Origin of the sequence: Streptomyces sp. NPDC048057 (assembly GCF_040653095.1) — a bacterium.
GTDB lineage: Bacteria > Actinomycetota > Actinomycetes > Streptomycetales > Streptomycetaceae > Streptomyces.
This window is the reverse complement of record NZ_JBEZNF010000013.1, coordinates 144077-162178: the sequence shown is the minus strand read 5'-3', so window position 1 is coordinate 162178 and position 18102 is coordinate 144077. Positions and strand designations below refer to the sequence as shown.

The following is an 18102-nucleotide window of genomic DNA, read 5'->3' as shown; positions in this document are numbered from 1 at the left end:
GCGGACGCCCCCGCAAGGAGTGAAGCCGTACCGCCGTTGCGGCCACCCGGGATGCGGACCGGCGGGGGCGCACCCACCATCCGGGCAGTGGGCGGAGCGCACCGCCCCCGACCGGAGGTGATGACGTGTCAGGAAAGGTGCTCCGCGCGGTGTGCACGGCCGCGCTCGCCGCGACGACGACGCTGGCCGCCGTCCCCACGGCGCCACCCGCGGCGGCCGGGGCGCTGTCCGCCGCCCGACCGGCCGCCCCCCTGGACCCGCCCGAGGACCCCGCGGACGCCACCGCCGAGTCCTCGGCCGTCGGCACCCCGGCGTCCGTCCCCGATCTGCTCGCCCGGCTCCAGGTCCTCTACCGGGACTCCGAGACCGCCGCCCGCGCCCACGCCGAAGCCGAGGCCCAGCTCACCACCCAGCGGGCCGAGACCGCCCGGCTCGGCCGCGAGCTGACCGCCGCCCGGGCCGCCCTCGCCGCCGGCGTCGGCGACGCCGGCCGACTGGCCCGCGAGCAGTACCAGGGCCACTCCGAACTCTCGGCGTACGTACGGCTGCTGCTCGCCCCGAATCCGCAGACCGCCCTGGACGAGGGGCACCTGATGCGACGGGCCGCGGCGAACCGCCGGGCCACCGTCGACCAGCTCACGGCCCGTACGCAGCACGCCGAAGAGCTGGCCGCCGCCTCCCGCAAGGCGCTCGACCGGGAACGGGCCCTCGTGGCGCGCCAGAAGCAGGCCCGGGACGCGGCCGACCAGCGCCTGACCGCCATCGAGCGCACGCTGGCCGCGCTCACCCCCGAGCAGATCGCCGGCATCACCTCGCCCGAGGCGCAGAGCAGCCTGGGCGCGTCGGGCGCCCTCGGCGAACCCGCCGCCCCCGCCGCGTCCGCAACCGACGGCGGTGACGTCGGCGAGGCCGCGGACACGCGGCACAACCCCACCGCCGCGGGCGAACGCGCCGTGCGCTTCGCGGTGGAGCAGATCGGCAAGCCGTACGTCTGGGGCGCCGAGGGCCCGTCCTCGTACGACTGCTCCGGACTGACCTCCCAGGCGTGGGCCGCGGCCGGGCAGCCGATCCCCCGCACCAGTCAGGACCAGTGGAGCACCCTGGCGAGGATCCCCGTCGGGGAGCTGCGCCCGGGCGACCTGGTGTTGTACTTCGCGGACGCCACGCACGTCGGCGTGTATCTCGGCGACGGCCGCGTGGTGCACGCGCCGCGCCCCGGAGCCACCGTCAAGGTGTCCCCGCTGACGGCCAATCCGCTGTTGGGCGCGGTGCGGCCGGACCCGGAGGGCCGGCCGCTGGCCGCCTACGACCCGCCGCGGCTGCCCGATGCGGCCACTGCGGGGTCCGACGCCGGTTACGACGGCGACGGCGGCGCCGGTTAACCGGCGGGCGAAAGCGACGCCAGGTAGGCCCCGGCCTTGTCCGGCTCGAAGAAGAAGTTCTCGAAGTCGGCGGGGTCGTTGAAGCCGTTGGCGATCCGGTCGGCGACCGGCTGGAGCTGTCCGGCGGCGCCGATCAGGTTCAGCACGTGCTCCGGCGGCGGTGCGAGCATCGCGTTCGTCCACTTGGTGACGTGCTGCGCGGTGTTCCAGTACCGCTCGAAGGTGCCCCGCATCCACGCCTCGTCGAACGGCCGGTCGCCGTGCTCGACGATCGAGGCGAGATAGCTGGCGGCGCACTTGGACGCCGAGTTGGAGCCCTGGCCGGTGATGGGGTCGTTGGCCACCACGACGTCCGCGACGCCGAGGACCAGTCCGCCGCCGGGCAGCCGGCCCACCGGGTTCCGCACGGTGGGGGCGTAACGGCCGGCGAGGGTGCCGCCGCCGTCGGTCAGCTCCACCTTGGTGGCGCGGGCGTACTCCCACGGGGTGAACCGTTCCATCAGCTCCAGCGTGAGCGACAGGTGCTCCGAGGGGTCCTTGACGCCCTGGAAGACGTCGAGCGGCCCGCCGGGGACGCCCTCCCAGAAGAGGATGTCGGCGCGGCCGGTGAGGGTGAGCGTCGGCATCACGAACAGCTCGCCGACCCCGGGCACCAGGTTGCAGCGCACCGCGTCGTAGTCCGGATGCTCGGGCCGTACGCCCAGACCGTGGACGTAGGCGACGGCCAGGGCGCGCTGCGGGGAGTCGTACGGCGAGCGGGAGGCGTCCCGGCCGAACATCGACACCAGTTCGCCCTTGCCCGCGGACACCATCACCAGGTCGTACGTCCGGGCGAAGAAGTCGAGGTCGGAGACGGCGGCGCCGTGGATGACGAGCTGTCCGCCGCGCTGCGCGAAGGTCTCCATCCAGCCGGCCATCTTCACCCGCTGGTCGACGGACTGGGCGAAGCCGTCCAGCTTGCCGACCCAGTCGATCAGCCGGCCGCGCGGGCCGCCGGGTTCGTCCTCCGGCTCCGGACCCGCGACGGAGACGCCGAGCCCCTGGATCCTGGGCGCCTGCGACTCCCAGAAGTTGACGTCCAGGTCGCGCTCGTGCTGGAGCGCGGTGTGGAACATGCACTGGGTGGACATGACCCGGCCGGACCGGATCTCGTCCGCCGTGCGGTTGGACATCAGGGTGACCTCGTAGCCCTGCGACTGGAGGCCGAGGGCGAGCTGGAGGCCGGACTGACCTGCTCCGACTATGAGTATCTTCCGCATCCGGAAAGTCTCTTCTCTGCGTTCATTCGGGAGTTTCTTCGAGTGCGTGCGCAACCAGGGACAACAGTGACTCGATCACCGTGAACCGCTTGCGCGCATCCATGATCACAATCGGTACGTGCGGCGGTATGGTCAAGGCTTCCCGCACGTCCTCGATCTCGAAGAGCTCCGATCCCTCGAAGTGGTTGACGGACACGATGTAGGGCAGCCCGCTGCTCTCGAAGTAGTCGAGCGCCGGGAAGCAGTCCGAGAGCCGTCGGGTGTCGGCGAGCACTATGGCGCCCACCGCGCCGCGCACCAGGTCGTCCCACATGAACCAGAACCGCTGCTGGCCGGGCGTGCCGAAGACGTACATCACCAGGTCGGCGTCGAGCGTGATCCGGCCGAAGTCCATGGCGACGGTGGTCGTCAGCTTCTCGGGCGTCGCGGAGAGGTCATCGGTCTCCTCGCTGGCCTCGGTCATCATCGCTTCGGTCTGGAGCGGGGTGATCTCGGAGACGGAGCGGACGAAGGTGGTCTTGCCCACGCCGAAGCCGCCCGCGACGACGACCTTGGCGACCGTGGGGGCCCGGCTGTGGTCCGTCTGCCAGGACTGGTAGCCCTCCTCGGCCGCCGCGACGGGGTCGAAGGGGGTGCCGGGCTCGGGCACGAGGATGCGTCCGTGCTGGTGGTCCGCGTCCGCGTGGCGGGGGTCGAACAGCGTGTCAGAGGCGGCGGAGTCCACTCAGCACCCTTTCGAGCAGTGCGCGTTCCGGGCGTCCCGGGCCGTGCCCGGTGCCGTATACACGGATCTTTCCCTGGTCGGCCAGGTCGCTGAGCAGCACCCTGACGACGCCCAGCGGCATCTTGAGGATCGCCGAGATCTCGGCGACCGTGCGCATGCGTCGGCACAGCTCGACGATGGCCTGGAGCTCGGGCATCACCTTGGACGACAGGTCTCCCTGCGGGAGTTGTCTGCGGTCGGCGGGCGGTTCGAGCGCGGCGACGAACGTCTCGACGAGCAGGACGTGGCCGAAGCGGGTGCGTCCGCCGGTGAGGGAGTACGGGCGCACCCGGGCGGGGCGCCGGTTCTCGCCGCGCACCGGGAGCCCCGTGGGCGTCGCCCCCGAAGGGCCGGCGGAGGAGGCCGCGGCGGTCATCGGCCGACCTCCAGGGACTGCCGCAGCTCGCTGCGGAGTTCGGGGGTGAGCACGTGCCCGGCCCGGCCCACGAACAGGCCCATGTGGTACGCGACCACGGACATGTCGCAGTCGGCCTCGGCGTGCACCCCGAGGAGCGAGCCGTCGCTGATCGCCATGACGAACACGCAGGCGCCCTCCATCGCCACCATCGTCTGCTTGACCCCGCCGCCGTCCATCAGCTTGGCGGCGCCGACGGTGAGGCTGCCGATGCCGGACACGATGGTGGCGAGGTCGGCGCTGGATCCGCGCGGGCCCTCTCCGTGGAGCGGGTTACCAGGTGCGGCGTTCTGCGCGGGGTCGGAGGAGAGCAGCAGCAGTCCGTCGGACGAGACGACGGCGACGGAGCGCAGTCCGGGCACCTCCTCCACCAGATTGCTCAGCAGCCAGTGCAGATTGCGGGCCTCGCTGCTCAGGCCGAACGTCCCGGTCGCAGTCAACTGCGTGCCTCCTCGACTGTGTCCCCCGCCTCTTCTGGTGCCGTTGTACGGGCGATCTCGGCCTGCGCCTCGCGTCGGCCGTCCTCGGCGGCCCTTTGGAAGCCCCCGAGTTTACGGCGCAGGGCGTCGGCGTCCAGGCCGCCGCCCTTGCGCCCCGCGGCAGGCTCCGCGGGCTTGACGACCCGGGGCGTGCGCTTGGGCAGGCCCTTGTCGGTGACGCGGTCCCATGCGGGTGCGCCGGATCGGGTCGAACCGGTCGGGGCGTCCTGGCCGGCTGCGGCCAGGGGCTCCGTCGGCCGTGCGGTGTCCCCACTCCGCACGGTCCCGGTCGCGTCGATCGCCGTGAACTCCTCGTTGCGTACGTGCTGGTCGTGCTGTACGTGCTGGTGGTGCTCCCGCTCGGGGTGCACCGAATCCCGGTGGTCGTCGGACGCGGCTGCGGGCAGGCTCGGGAGCCGCATCTCGAAGGTGGGCTCGTCGATGCCGTCGATGCCGTGGGTCTGCGGGTCGCCGTCGGCGACCCGGCCGTGCACCTCCGGCTCGGCCGCGCGGACGGCGGCTTCGGCGGCCTCCACCAGCGGGTCGGCACCGGGCTGTGACGGGGCGGGCGGCACGGCCGCGCGCGCGGTGGTCGGCAGCGCGTTGGAGTTGGCTTCGGCGACCGAGCCGGGCAGTTGGACGGCGGGCATGGTGCCCGAGTCGGTGAGCGCGTTGCGGCCCTCGGCCGGCGGCTCCTTGGGCAGCAGCGGCTGCGGCAGGACGACCACCGCGGTGAGCCCGCCGTGCTTGCCGTCGCGCAGTTGGACCCGTACGCCGTGGCGGGCGGCGAGCAGTGCGGTGACGCGCAGTCCGAGGCCCTCGGCGTCGGTGGACGCCTTGCCCGAGCGCGTGCGCGCGGACTGGCCCGAGCCGGCCTTCCCCTGCTGCGGGCCCCGGCCCTTGGCCTTGCCCTTCCCCTTGCCGCGTCCCTTGTGCCAGGTCTCGAAGCCGGCCGGGTCCTCCAACTTGCCGTTGAGGTCGAGGAGTCGGGCGGCGGACATGCCGATGCCGCTGTCCTGGACGGAGAGCATGACCTCGCCGTTCTCCAGGAGCCAGCCGGAGAGTTCGACCTGGGCGTCCGGCGGGGAGAACGAGGTGGCGTTCTCCAGCAGTTCGGCGATGAGGTGGCTGAGGTCGTCCGCGGCGAAGCCGGCGACCTGCGCGTGCGGCGGCAGGGACTGGATGACGACCCGTTCGTACCGCTCGATCTCGCTGACGGCGGCGCGCAGCACGTCGACGAGCGGCACCGCGCCGGGGTGGCCATGGCTGTGCTCGGCGCCGGCGAGCACCAGCAGGTTCTCGCTGTGCCGGCGCATCACGGTGGCCATGTGGTCGAGCTTGAAGAGGGTGGCCAGCCGCTCCGTGTCCTGCTCGCGCTCCTCCAGCTTCTCGATCACGGAGAGCTGGCGCTCGACGAGTCCGAGGGTGCGCAGGGAGAGGTTGACGAAGGTGTGGTCGACGCTGTGGCGCAGCCGCTCGACCTCGTTGGTCAGCTCGTCGACCGTGCGGGCGGACGCGGCGCGCTCGGCGGCGAGTTCCGCGGCGAGACGGGCGGCGTCGGCCGCCGCCTTGGAGTCGTTGCCGCGGCCCGTGCCCGGGTCGGTGGCGCGGTCCGCGGCGGGGGTGCGGCGGGTGGCGTCCAGCCCCTCGGCCCGGGCGGCGAGCTCCCGCACCTTGCCGTGCAGGGTGTTGAGGGACCGTACGACCTGGGCGAACTCGTCGTTGCGGCCGGTGAAGGCGACGGGCTCCGCCAGCTCCGGGGAGCCGGCGACGCGGGCCGCGCCGAGCCGCAGCACGGCCAGCGGGCGGGTGATCGTGCGCAGCAGGGCGGCGAGCACGCCGATCGAGAGCAGCAGCAGGGCGCCGAGGATCGCGACCCGTATCTCCAACGCGGTGACATCGTCGTCACGGAGCTGTTCGAGGCTGGTGATGCGCTCGGTGGCGAGGGCGGACTCCACACCGCGCATCTGCTCGATGCGGGCGGTGAGCGCGGCGGCGAGCTTGACGTGGTCCGTCTCCAGCTCGCTCTCGGACAGCTCGGGCCGGTCGGTGAGAAGGGCCAGGAACTCCTCGGCCGCCTTGACCTCGGCGCCGGTGACGGTGGCGGCGAGGGAGTCCCGGGCGGCCTTGTTCGCGGCCTGGTCGAAGTCGGCGAGGGCGGCCTCCTCGCGCACCTGCGCCTGCTGGGCGGCGGCGCTGAGGGAGTCCCGGGCGCCGGCGGCGGCCTTCTGGGCGTCGCTCTCCCGCTTCACGGTGCGGCCCGTGGTGTAGTCGTACTCCTCTTCGGGCTTCCCGCCGGGCACGGCGAGGGCGGCGAGCAGCAGACCGCGGGTGGCGGACGCCTGCTCGACGGCCTGGCCGAGGGCGGCGGGGGCGCGGGTGCCGTGGGCGGCGCGCGGCGGGGTCTTCTCGGCAAGTTCGTCGGCGAGGGAGTTCAGGCTGCCGATGATGTCGGTGTACGCCTGGTGGGCCTCGATCGCGGAGCCCTTGCCGGTGAGCGCGGTGCGGCGCAGGGACGGCACGGTCGACAGCTCGCGGCGCAGCGCGGCCCGCTCGGCGGGGATGGAGCCGCGGATCTCCTCTATCTGCCGGTCGACGCGGGCGCTGCGGGTGGCGGTGACCTTGCGGTGGTCGGCCTCGTCGCCCCGCTGGTCGTCGCGGCCCGCGGAGACGTACGCGGTGATCTCGTCGCGCTCGTCGGCGAGCGAGTGGGCGAGGGTGACGGCCTGTCGGTTGAGTTCGGCGAGCGTTACCAGGCGCTGGGACTCGTGGAGGTCGGCGGAGCCGTCGAGGATGCCGGGGGCGCCCGCGCCGCCGACGATCAGGGCGACGACGCCGACGCCGATGACCAGCCTGCTGCGGAGCCGCTTGGCACGGCCACGTCCGACGGGTACCGGAGGGTGGTGAACGGGGAACGTCTCAGGGGCCGGTGGGGCGGCCGTAGGGGCCCCTGAAGGCCGCTTCTTCTGCACCGGTGCTCGCAATCCTGCTTGACTCGTCCAGCCGTGAACCATGAAGCAGAGATGACGGCCGGTCACACGCGGGACCCCACCCCTGGCACGCCTTCAGACGATTCCAGTGCTTTTGGGTAGGAGGCGCGCATCGGCCGCTCCGCCACCTGAACGAGTGAACATCACCGGGGAGTTGGCAAACAACTTCACTGCGTTGCCGGAATGAACGGTTCCGCGAGGCTGACTGGATCTTCCGGCCCGGCTTTGGCAGGATGCGCGCCCGCATATGCCAACAGGGGTGCCATCGCCCCGACGGACCCGCGCTGACCTGGCCGTACGGAGGATTCCGCCGGGTGTGGGGGTTGCGTGAACGTGTCATGCAGACTGTGCGTCATGCGCATTGAACTCGCCACGTCGCCCGGATCCGCCGAACGGCCCAACGAAGACTGGGTGTCAGCGGCCCTGCCCGCTGCGGGCCAGGGCGGATCCCTCGTGGCGCTCGACGGGGTGACCCCTCCGACCGGCGATGACGGCTGCATGCACGGGGTCCCGTGGTTCACCGCGCACCTCGGCGGTGCGCTGCTGGAACTCTCCACGACGCGGCGTGACCTGTCCCTGACCGAAATCCTCTCCACGGCAATCCGCCGCACCGCGGATTCCCACCGGCAAACCTGTGACCTTTCTCACGTTCGCACGCCCCAGGCGACGGTGGTCCTCGCGCGCTGGGGCGGACCGCTGGAGGACGTCGAGCATCTGGTGCTCTCGGACTCCGCCCTCCTCGTGGAGACGCCCTCCGGTGAGGTGCGGGCGATCTTGGACGACCGGCTCGACCGGCTGCCCCGGGAGGCGCTGCGCACCCATGCGTCGGCGGACGCGCTGCGCAACGCCGAGGGCGGCTTCTTCACCGCGGCGGCGGATCCGTCCGTGGCCGGGCGCGCGGTGACCGGCCGCACCCCGCGCACCGAGGTCCGCTCGCTCACGGCGCTCACGGACGGGGCCTCGCGCTGGGTCGACATGTTCGAGGAGGGCGACTGGGCGCAGTGCGTCGCCGTGGTGCGCCGGGAGGGGCCGCAGGGGCTGATCGACCGGGTGCGCGCCGTCGAGACGGCGGCGAAGGAGCGCACCGCGGTGATCCGCTGGAAGCTGCACGACGACGCGGCGGTGGTCTTCGCCGAGCTGTGAGCCGTGCCTCAGCCGCGCCGCGGCCGGGCCGTGACCGTCGTGGCCGCGGTCGTACCGGGCCGGGCCCGGGTCGCGCCGGACCGCCCCGGCGCCGCCGGCCCGTCAGCGGCGCCCGGTCGCGGGCGGCGGCGTCAGTCCTCCGCCCGGTCGTTGAGCTGACGCAGCAGCCGCGCCAGTTCCGCGATCTCACCGCGGTCCCAGCTCGCGAGCTTGCGGACGTACCGTTCGCGGCGCGCGTCCCTCACCCGGCGGAACCGCTCCAGACCTTCTTCGGTGAGCCGGACGAGTGACGCCCGCCCGTCCGCCGGATCTGGCTCGCGGACGACCACGCCGACGTCCTCCAGCGCCCGCAGTTGGCGGCTCATTGTCGCCTTGCCGACACCGAAGTACGCCGCGAGGTCGGTGGCCCGCTGGGCTCCCGCGTCCTCCAGTCGCACGAGCAACCCGTAGGCGGACGACTCCAGTCCGGGGTGGACCTCGCGCGCCATCTCCCCCGACTGCGACCGTGCACGGCGTAGGAATACGGCCAACTCCCGCTCCAGGCCCAGGAACACCTGGTCCACACCACTCACACCGTTGGGGTTGGCTTCACTCCCCGTACCGCTTTCGTGCACGTCAGAACCCCTCATAGGCTTTCCGGTTCCTGAAAGTTTTCGTCAATGACCACCGTCTTTGCAGTTCGGTCAGTATTTCGCAGGCGTAGACCAACGGCACCATCCTCGGCCCCTTCCGGACACCCTTCTACGTGCGTAGCGTCAGATATGGCATGTCCACACCATGTTGGTCCATCGCGGTCATGCCGACGCTCCGTCCGATCCCCCCACCGAGCGCCGTCGGAGGCACGCTTATGTCCGTGCAGAGATCCGGAACGACCGTCCCCCACCACGCGTCGATGAGACCCCGCCGCACGCTCGCGACCGCGGTCGGCACCCTCCTCGCCGTCCTGTCCCCCCTCGCCGCCGCGACCGCCGCACCGGCCCCCCAGGACGGGGACCGCCCACCGCGCGGCTCCGCCCACATGGGCATGGGCGTCGTCGAACACGACGGCCAGGGCGGGCTGCCCGTCCCGACCCGCGCCGTCCAGACCGAAGGCGTCGACGTCTCCAGCCACCAGGGCAACGTCAACTGGTCCGGCCTGTGGACCAGCGGCGTGAAGTGGGCCTTCGTGAAGGCCACCGAGGGCACGTACTACAAGAACCCGTACTTCGCCCAGCAGTACAACGGCTCGTACGACATCGGAATGGTCCGGGGCGCGTACCACTTCGCCACCCCGGACACCGCGTCGGGCGCCGCGCAGGCGGACTACTTCGTCAACAACGGCGGAGGCTGGTCGCGCGACGGCAAGACGCTGCCGGGCGCACTCGACATCGAGTGGAACCCCTACGGCGCGGCCTGCTACGGCAAGACGCAGACCCAGATGGTGACCTGGATCCGGGACTTCCTGAACCGGTACCGGGCCCGCACCGGGCGGGACGCGGTGATCTACACCGCGACGAGCTGGTGGACCCAGTGCACCGGCAACTACAGCGGCTTCGGCGCGAGCAACCCGCTGTGGATCGCCCGGTACAACACCACGCCCGGCACCCTGCCGGCGGGCTGGGGCTTCTACACGATGTGGCAGTACACCTCGTCCGGGCCGATCGTCGGCGACCACAACAAGTTCAACGGCGCCTACGACCGGGTCGTGGCGCTCGCCAACGGCTGAGCGGGCCGGGCCGCGGCCGGGCTCTGCTGCCGGACCGGCCGTGTCACTGCGTCACGACCAGTGCGTCGGTCGGTCCAGGGCGGCGGGCAGTCCGGTCGCGGCGTCGCCCCTGGCCGCGTTCACCTGCATCTGGGTGAGGAAGAGGCTGCCGCGCAGATCGGCGCCGGTGAGATCGGCGTCGCGCAGATCGGCGCCGATCAGATCGCACTGGCGCAGGTCCGCGCCGGCGAGGTCGGCGCCGATCAGGTACGCCCCGCGCAGGCTCACGCCGCGCAGATCGGCGCCGCGCAGGCGGGCGCCCATCAGATCGGCGCCCCTGCGGTCCTTCTTGCGCCCGCGCACCGGGGCCCGCACCAGCTCGCTGACCCGCACCAGCAGCGCGTTCACCTTCTGCCGCTGCGCGTCCACGTCCACCGCGAGCAGCGCACCCGGCTCACGCCGCGCCAGCTCGTCCGTCTCCGCGTACAGCTCCCGCAGCCGGCTGCGGAGGGGGCGGGCGGCGTGGTGGGTGAGCGCGTCGGCCAGGTACCAGAGCAGCTCGTGCAGATTCCGTGCGACGGGGAACGCCTCGACGACGGCGACGCCGGTGTGCTGCGACACGCGCTGCCCGGCGCCGAAGCAGTCGTACGTGGTGCAGCCCCGGTAGCCGCTGGTGCGCAGCCGGGCGTGTATCGAACAGCGGAAGTCCGCGGTGAGGTTGTGGCAGGGGGTGCCGGCGGACTTGTCGACGGCGAAGTCGGCGGAGGCGCGGAAGGGGAGCGCGGTGCAGCACAGCCCGAGGCACGCGGCGCAGTCGCCGCGCAAGGCGGTGTCTTGATCCATCCCCCCATTCTCCCGCGCCCCCGCGGGCGGCCCGACCGCGCGTTTTCCCCGCGGGAGCGGTGCCCCGTGCGACCTGGTTGCCCGCGCCCCTGGACGATCCCGCCGTAGCCCCGCGGGCGGTTTTGTCTCCGCGCCCCGTGGATGGCTTGTCGCGCAGTTCCCCGCGCCCCTGGGTTGCCCCAGGCGTCGGCTTGCAAGGATTGGTCAGCGCGACAACCCGCAGGCAGGGGACGGGGGCAGCCAAACAGGGGCGCGGGGAACTGCGCGAGAACCACCCACCGTCCGCACACGCCAACCCGCCCGTGGGGAAACGGTCTAGGTGTATTGCCCCGGGAGGTTGTGGACGGGTGACGCAGGTCTCGGCCGAGGTGTCTTGAACGGGTGAGGGCCTTCCGGGTTCGGTGTGGATTGCGACGTCTACACCAACCAGCAGAAGGCCCTCATGCCCCACCGTAATGCACCCCTGACCGAGACCGGACGGCTTCGTCTGGCCCGCTGCGTGGTCGAGGACGGTTGGCCCCTGCGCCGGGCCGCCGAACGCTTCCAGGTCTCGCCCACCACGGCACAGCGGTGGGCGAGCCGCTACCGCTCTCTGGGCGAGGCGGGCATGAGTGACCACTCGTCTCGTCCGCATCGCAGTCCCCGCCGGACGCCGACCCGGACCGAGCGCCGGATCATCAAGGTCAGGGTCCTGCGCCGGTGGGGCCCGGCCCGCATCGCCCACCTCCTCGGCCTCGTCCCCTCCACCGTCCACCGCGTCCTGGCCCGCTACCGTCTGGCCCGCCTCACCCACCTCGACCGCGCGACAGGCCGGGCCATACGCCGCTACGAACGCGAGATGCCCGGCGAACTCGTCCACGTCGACATCAAGAAACTCGGCAACATCCCCGACGGCGGCGGCCACAAAGCCCTCGGCCGCCAAGCAGGCCGCAAGAACCGCGAGAACGCCGGCTACGGCTACATCCACACCGCCGTCGACGACCACTCCCGCCTCGCCTACAGCGAAATCCACGCCGACGAGAAGAAGGACACCGCCACCGGCTTCTGGACCAGGGCCCACGCCTACTTCACCGCCTGCGGGATCACCGTCGAACGCGTCCTGACCGACAACGGCGCCTGCTACAAGTCCCACGCCTGGCGCGACGCGATGGCGGCGGCCGGGATCACCCACAAGCGAACCCGGCCCTACCGGCCCCAGACCAACGGCAAGGTCGAACGCCTCAACCGCACCCTGCTCGACGAATGGGCCTACGCCCGCCCCTACCGCTCCGAACAGGAACGCCGCGAAGCGTTCCCGCAATGGCTCCACACCTACAATCACCACCGCGGACACACCGCACTCGCGGGCAAACCACCCGCCAGCCGCGTCCCCAACCTCACAGGGCAATACATCGGGCGTGTCGGGCGGAACTGCGCGAGCAAGCCCCACCGGGCCGTACCGGCCAACGCGCCCGCAGGGCAACGGCGCTCGCGTCCGGGCGCACCGGGGGCCCGGGCCCCGGGAAGAGGCTCGGGCGCCCCGGGGGTCACGCCGCCGCGGGGACGCGCAGCTCCGCGGGGGTGAGGGCGATGTCCAGCACCTCGCGGACGTCCGTCACCGCATGGACCTCCAGGCTCGCCAAGATCTCCGCGGGGACGTCGTCCAGGTCCGGCTCGTTCCGCTTGGGGATCACCACCGTGGTGATCCCGGCCCGATGCGCCGCCAACAGCTTCTGCTTCACGCCGCCGATCGGCAGCACCCGACCCGTCAGCGACACCTCACCCGTCATCGCCACGTCCGTGCGGACCGGCCGCCCGGACAGCAGCGACGCGAGCGCCGTCGTCATCGTGATGCCCGCGCTCGGACCGTCCTTCGGGACCGCGCCCGCCGGGAAGTGGATGTGCACCCCGCGGTCCTTGAGGTCCGCCACCGGCAGCTCCGCCTCCGCGCCGCGCGACCGCAGGAAGGAGAGCGCGATCTGCGCGGACTCCTTCATCACGTCACCGAGCTGCCCGGTCAGCGTCAGCCCGGACGCGCCCGTCTCCGGGTCGGCCAGGGACGCCTCGACGTACAGCACGTCCCCGCCCGCGCCGGTGACGGCGAGGCCGGTGGCGACGCCGGGCACCGCGGTCCGGCGCTCGGCCGGGTCCTGCGCGGACTCGGGCACGTGGTGCGGCCGTCCGATCAGCCCGCGCAACTGCTCCGCGCCGATGGTGAACGGCAGCTCCCGGTCGCCCAGCTCGTGCTCCGCGGCCACCTTCCGCAGCAGCCGGGCGACGGACCGCTCCAGGTTCCGCACGCCGGCCTCGCGGGTGTACTCGCCGGCGAGCCTGCGCAGCGCGGACTCGTCGATGACGACCTCGTCCGCCGCGAGGCCCGCCCGCTCCAGCTGGCGCGGCAGCAGGTGGTCCCGGGCGATGACGACCTTCTCGTCCTCGGTGTAGCCGTCCAGCCGGACGAGCTCCATCCGGTCGAGCAGCGCCTCCGGGATGGCCTCCAGCACGTTCGCGGTGGCCAGGAAGACGACGTCGCTCAGGTCGAGTTCGACCTCCAGGTAGTGATCGCGGAAGGTGTGGTTCTGCGCCGGGTCGAGGACTTCGAGCAGCGCCGCGGCGGGGTCGCCGCGGAAGTCGGAGCCGACCTTGTCGATCTCGTCGAGCAGGACGACCGGATTCATCGAACCGGCTTCCTTGATCGCCCGGACGATGCGGCCGGGGAGCGCGCCGACGTACGTGCGCCGGTGGCCCCGGATCTCCGCCTCGTCCCGTACGCCGCCGAGGGCGACGCGGACGAACGTGCGGCCCATGGCGTGGGCGACGGACTCCGCGATCGACGTCTTGCCGACGCCGGGCGGGCCGACGAGCGCCAGCACCGCGCCGCCGCGCCGTCCGCCGACGACGCCGAGGCCGCGGTCGGAGCGCCGCTTGCGCACGGCCAGGTACTCGGTGATCCGCTCCTTCACGTCCTTCAGGCCCGCGTGCTCGGCGTCGAGGACGGTCTTGGCGCCCTGGATGTCGTACGCGTCCTCGGTGCGCTCGTTCCACGGCAGTTCGAGGACGGTGTCGAGCCACGTGCGGATCCAGGAGCCCTCGGGGCTCTGGTCGCTGGCCCGCTCCAGCTTGTCGACCTCCTTGAGGGCCGCCTCGCGGACCTTCTCGGGCAGGTCGGCGGCTTCGACGCGGGAACGGTAGTCGTCGGACTCCTCGCCCTCGGCGTCGCCGTTCAGCTCGCGCAGTTCCTTGCGGACCGCGTCGAGCTGGCGGCGCAGCAGGAACTCGCGCTGCTGCTTGTCGACGCCCTCCTGGACGTCCTTGGCGATGGACTCGGCGACGTCCTGCTCCGCGAGGTGCTCGCGGAGCTGGTCGGTGGCGAGCCGCAGCCGGGCCACCGGGTCGACGGTGTCGAGCAGTTCGATCTTCTGGGCGGTGGTGAGGAAGGGCGAGTACCCGGCGTTGTCGGCGAGCTGGGAGACGCCGTCGATCTGCTGGATGCGGTCGACGACCTGCCAGGCACCGCGCTTCTTCAGCCAGTCGGTGGCGAGGGCCTTGTACTCCTTGACCAGCTCCAGGACCTGGCCGGGCAGCGGGTCGGGCAGGATCTCGTCGACCGCGGTGCCCTCGACCCAGAGCGCGGCGCCCGGGCCGGTCGTCCCGGCGCCGATCTGCACCCGGGAACGGCCCCGGATCAGCGCGCCGGGGTCGCCGTCGGAGAGCCGGCCGACCTGCTCGACGGTCCCGAGCACACCGGTCGCGGCGTACGTGCCGTCGACGCGGGGAACAAGCAGCACCCGTGGCTTGCTGGCACCGGACGAGCGCGCGGCGGCCTGCGCGGCCTCGACCGCGGCACGCACCTCCGCGTCGGTCAGGTCAAGCGGCACCACCATGCCTGGCAGGACGACCTCGTCGTCCAGCGGCAGCACGGGCAGGGTGAGCGGTGTGAAGGCGTCGGACTCAGCAGCCATGATCTCCCCTTTGGCAGTGAACTTGAGCTGTACCGACTCAATGCGCGGTGCCCCCCAGATGTTCCCCACCCCCTGTTCGCTCTGAGCGATCACGTCGCTGAAGTGCGGGATATCGCGACCAAGCCGCACTTTGGCCTTATCCGTTCGCACACCGCCGGCGACCCGGCCACGATGGCCCCACCGCGCCGCCCGCACTGCACCGGAGGTCCCGTGCCCCAGCCCGTCACCCTCGACCGCCGAGACGGCCCGTACGGCGAGATCGTCCTGCGCCGCCGGGGCGATCACCACGAGATCATCGCCAACGGGTGCTTCCTGATGGACACCGCGGACGGCCGCTCCGAGCGGCGGCTCGTGGACGCCGCGTTCGAAACCCTCACCGCCGCCGAAGACCCCGCCGCCGCGAAGTCGGCCGAAAAGCGACCTGAGCTGCTCATCGGCGGACTGGGCGTCGGCTTCTCCCTGGCGCACGCCGCGGGGAACCCGCGTTGGGGTCGCATCGCCGTGGTCGAACGCGAGGAGGCGATCGTCGAGTGGCACCGTTCGGGCCCGCTCGCGGCGGTCTCGGGACCGGCGCTCGCGGACCCCCGGAGCGTGATCCTCCGCACGGACCTGCTGACCCATCTCCGCGATGCGGACGACCTTTACGACGCGCTATGTCTGGATATCGACAACGGCCCCGACTGGACCGTGACCGAGGACAACGACGCGTTGTACGCACCGGCCGGACTCGCCCTGTGTCACGGTCGGTTGCGACCGGGAGGCGTCCTCGCCGTCTGGTCCGCACAGCCCTCCGCACCCTTTGAACGCGCCCTGCGGAATGCCGGATTCAACGGGGTAAGAACCGAAGAGATCCAGGTTGCCCGAGGCGTACCGGACGTGGTCCACCTCGGCGTTCGGCCTGCGTAGCAGGCTGGTGCGCAGTGCGCTTAGTCTGCTGAACTACACACCGGATCTACAACGAGCGTGAATCTCCCGAGAGCGCTTACAGGGGCGGGCGATGGAACAGACACAGACCACCACCCAGACGAGCGTGGCGGCCACGCCCGGCGCGCAGCGACGGGTGCTGGTCGTCGAGGACGACTCGACGATCGTGGACGCCATCGCCGCACGTCTGAGGGCCGAGGGCTTCTTGGTGCAGACCGCGGCGGACGGCCCGGCCGCGGTCGACGCGGCCGACGCCTGGCAGCCCGACCTGATGGTGCTGGACGTGATGCTGCCCGGCTTCGACGGCCTGGAGGTCTGCCGCCGGGTGCAGGCGCAGCGCCCGGTTCCGGTGCTGATGCTGACCGCCCGGGACGACGAGACCGACATGCTGGTGGGCCTCGGCGTCGGGGCCGACGACTACATGACGAAGCCCTTCTCGATGCGGGAGCTGGCGGCGCGGGTCCACGTGCTGCTGCGCCGGGTGGAGCGCGCCGCGCTCGCCGCGGTCACTCCGCGTAGCGGGATCCTGCGGCTGGGCGAGCTGGAGATCGACCACGCCCAGCGACGGGTGCGGGTGCGCGGTGACGACGTGCACCTCACCCCGACCGAGTTCGACCTGTTGGTCTGTCTCGCCAACACGCCCCGCGCGGTGCTCTCCCGGGAGCAGTTGCTCGCGGAGGTCTGGGACTGGGCGGACGCCTCGGGCACCCGGACGGTCGACAGCCACATCAAGGCGCTGCGCCGGAAGATCGGCGCGGAGCGGATCCGTACGGTCCACGGCGTCGGGTACGCACTGGAGACGCCAGCGCCATGAGACGGCGCACCCGGGCCGCCCCGGCGCCTTCGGCGCCGCCCGCCTACGCGGAGTCGCCCGCCCGGGAGGGCCGGCCGCGGCGCGCCCCGCGCACGCCCCCCGCGGGCGGCCGGGGCGAGCGCGCGGGGCCGGCCCGCCGCGGCGCCCGGGCGGAGCCGTGCGAGGGCCGCCGGCGGGGCGCCGTCCCGATCACGATCAAGACCAAGCTCGGCACGCTCGTGGTGGTCTCCGTCTTCATCACCACGGGACTGCTGCTGGTCGCCCTGCGCACCTCCACCGAGCTGCGCTTCATCACGGTCTTCTCGGTGATCGCCACCCTGTTGATCACCCAGTTCTTCGCGCACGGCCTGACCGCGCCGCTGGACGAGATGAACACGGTCGCCAAGGGCATCTCGCACGGTGACTACACCCAGCGGGTGCGCGGCGCGGACCGCCGGGACGAGCTCGGCGACCTGGCCTCGACGATCAACCGCATGGCGGACGACCTGGAGGCCGTGGCCCTGCACCGCAAGGAGCTGGTGGCCAACGTCTCGCACGAGCTGCGCACCCCGATCGCCGCACTGCGCGCCGTCCTGGAGAACGTGGTGGACGGCGTCTCGGCGGCCGACCCGGAGACCATGCGCACGGCGCTCACCCAGACCGAGCGCCTGGGCCGGCTGGTGGAGACCCTGCTGGACCTCTCGCGCCTCGACAACGGTGTCGTACCGCTGCGGGCGCGCCGCTTCGAGGTGTGGCCGTACCTGTCGGGGGTGCTCAAGGAGGCGAACCTGGCGGGGGCGCAGCGCCGGCTCGCGTCCGGCTCCGGCCACCACACCCGTACCGACGTCCATCTGCACCTGGACGTGTCGCCGCCGGAGCTGACCGCGCACGCGGACCCCGAACGGCTGCACCAGGTCGTGGCCAACCTGATCGACAACGCGGTGAAGCACTCGCCGCCGCACGGCCGGGTCACGGTGCGGGCGCGGCGCGGGCGGCAGCCGGAGTCGCTGGACCTGGAGGTCGTGGACGAGGGGCCGGGCATTCCGGAGCAGGAGCGCCACCGGGTCTTCGAACGGTTCAACCGGGGCTCGGTCGTCTCCCCGCACGGCAAGGGCAGCGACGGCGGCACGGGCCTGGGGCTCGCCATCGCGCGCTGGGCCGTGGACCTGCACGGCGGGCGCATAGGCGTGGCCGAATCGGCACGGGGCTGCCGCATCCTCGTCACTCTTCCGGGAATCCCCGCGCAGCGAAGTTGACGTAGGGTTCGAACGACCGCCGGTCAGGCTGTGTGTACCCGCCATGGGTAGGGCCACTGACCGCGGCGGACCAGTGGGTTCACCAGTGTTCTTCCTGGTCAGTGGTGCGAACCGGTACGGTCCGCCACATCCTCGGCATGGGCGAACCGTGGTTGTTTCCCGCCATTCCTCACCATGAAACCCGCGTTTCGGTGTGACATACGCGACGATGGCCCGCCCGGCCTGCATCT

14 protein-coding genes and 1 pseudogene are annotated in these 18102 nt (G+C 72.3%); 7 read left to right on the top strand and 8 right to left on the bottom strand.

Features of this window, described 5'->3' with window-relative positions:
* Positions 1-125 precede the first annotated feature (125 nt).
* Entirely contained in the window at positions 126-1382 is a 1257-nt protein-coding gene (locus AB0E05_RS17540; RefSeq protein ID WP_361964206.1) for a C40 family peptidase, read from the top strand.
* On the opposite strand, the gene AB0E05_RS17535 is transcribed toward AB0E05_RS17540, so the two are convergent.
* Genes AB0E05_RS17535 through AB0E05_RS17515 form a run of 5 tightly spaced genes read right to left on the bottom strand, consistent with a single transcriptional unit; the run spans position 1379 to position 7270 of the window.
* Entirely contained in the window at positions 1379-2641 is a 1263-nt protein-coding gene (locus AB0E05_RS17535) for a styrene monooxygenase/indole monooxygenase family protein (RefSeq protein ID WP_361964204.1), read from the bottom strand. The genes AB0E05_RS17540 and AB0E05_RS17535 overlap by 4 nt on opposite strands.
* Before the next feature lie 22 nt (positions 2642-2663).
* The gene (locus tag AB0E05_RS17530; RefSeq protein WP_361964341.1) at positions 2664-3296 is read right to left on the bottom strand and encodes an ATP/GTP-binding protein; all 633 of its coding nucleotides are present in this window, start codon (positions 3294-3296) and stop codon (positions 2664-2666) included.
* Positions 3297-3345: 49 nt separating this feature from the next.
* Positions 3346-3780, bottom strand: a complete 435-nt coding sequence (locus AB0E05_RS17525; protein ID WP_361964202.1) for a DUF742 domain-containing protein — start codon at positions 3778-3780, stop codon at positions 3346-3348.
* Entirely contained in the window at positions 3777-4259 is a 483-nt protein-coding gene (locus tag AB0E05_RS17520; RefSeq protein WP_361964200.1) for a roadblock/LC7 domain-containing protein, read from the bottom strand. The genes AB0E05_RS17525 and AB0E05_RS17520 overlap by 4 nt, the downstream gene beginning before the upstream one ends.
* A complete protein-coding gene (locus AB0E05_RS17515) occupies positions 4256-7270 on the bottom strand; it encodes a nitrate- and nitrite sensing domain-containing protein (RefSeq protein WP_361964198.1) in 3015 nt (1004 codons plus the stop codon). Before AB0E05_RS17515 ends, AB0E05_RS17520 begins: the two co-directional genes overlap by 4 nt.
* A gap of 372 nt (positions 7271-7642) precedes the next feature.
* On the opposite strand from AB0E05_RS17515, the gene AB0E05_RS17510 reads away from it, so the two are divergent.
* On the top strand, positions 7643-8431 hold the full coding sequence (locus tag AB0E05_RS17510; RefSeq protein ID WP_361964196.1) for a hypothetical protein: 789 nt from the start codon (positions 7643-7645) through the stop codon (positions 8429-8431).
* Between the two features lie 131 nt (positions 8432-8562).
* Here AB0E05_RS17510 and AB0E05_RS17505 read toward each other — a convergent pair whose 3' ends face one another.
* A complete protein-coding gene (locus AB0E05_RS17505; protein ID WP_361964194.1) occupies positions 8563-9060 on the bottom strand; it encodes a MarR family transcriptional regulator in 498 nt (165 codons plus the stop codon).
* Positions 9061-9323: 263 nt separating this feature from the next.
* On the opposite strand from AB0E05_RS17505, the gene AB0E05_RS17500 reads away from it, so the two are divergent.
* A complete protein-coding gene (locus AB0E05_RS17500; protein WP_361964339.1) occupies positions 9324-10136 on the top strand; it encodes a lysozyme in 813 nt (270 codons plus the stop codon).
* A 51-nt stretch (positions 10137-10187) separates the two neighbouring features.
* On the opposite strand, the gene AB0E05_RS17495 is transcribed toward AB0E05_RS17500, so the two are convergent.
* Positions 10188-10958, bottom strand: coding sequence for a pentapeptide repeat-containing protein (locus AB0E05_RS17495; RefSeq protein WP_361964192.1), 771 nt, complete (start codon positions 10956-10958; stop codon positions 10188-10190).
* A 442-nt stretch (positions 10959-11400) separates the two neighbouring features.
* On the opposite strand from AB0E05_RS17495, the pseudogene AB0E05_RS17490 reads away from it, so the two are divergent.
* A pseudogene (locus AB0E05_RS17490) lies at positions 11401-12348 on the top strand (IS481 family transposase); the annotation flags it as partial.
* Positions 12349-12484: 136 nt separating this feature from the next.
* On the opposite strand, the gene lon reads toward AB0E05_RS17490, so the two are convergent.
* On the bottom strand, positions 12485-14899 hold the full coding sequence (lon, locus tag AB0E05_RS17485; RefSeq protein ID WP_361964190.1) for an endopeptidase La: 2415 nt from the start codon (positions 14897-14899) through the stop codon (positions 12485-12487).
* A gap of 210 nt (positions 14900-15109) precedes the next feature.
* Here lon and AB0E05_RS17480 point away from each other — a divergent pair, with 210 nt between their 5' ends.
* The 3 genes from AB0E05_RS17480 (at position 15110) to AB0E05_RS17470 (ending at position 17872) form a co-directional block, all read left to right on the top strand.
* Positions 15110-15805 carry a spermidine synthase gene (locus AB0E05_RS17480; RefSeq protein WP_361964188.1) on the top strand — a complete coding sequence of 232 codons (696 nt, stop codon included), beginning with the start codon at positions 15110-15112 and terminating at the stop codon, positions 15803-15805.
* 91 nt (positions 15806-15896) lie between these two features.
* A complete protein-coding gene (locus AB0E05_RS17475) occupies positions 15897-16637 on the top strand; it encodes a response regulator transcription factor (RefSeq protein WP_361529274.1) in 741 nt (246 codons plus the stop codon).
* Positions 16634-17872 carry a HAMP domain-containing sensor histidine kinase gene (locus tag AB0E05_RS17470; protein ID WP_361964185.1) on the top strand — a complete coding sequence of 413 codons (1239 nt, stop codon included), beginning with the start codon at positions 16634-16636 and terminating at the stop codon, positions 17870-17872. The genes AB0E05_RS17475 and AB0E05_RS17470 overlap by 4 nt, the downstream gene beginning before the upstream one ends.
* The last annotated feature ends 230 nt before the right edge of the window (positions 17873-18102 follow it).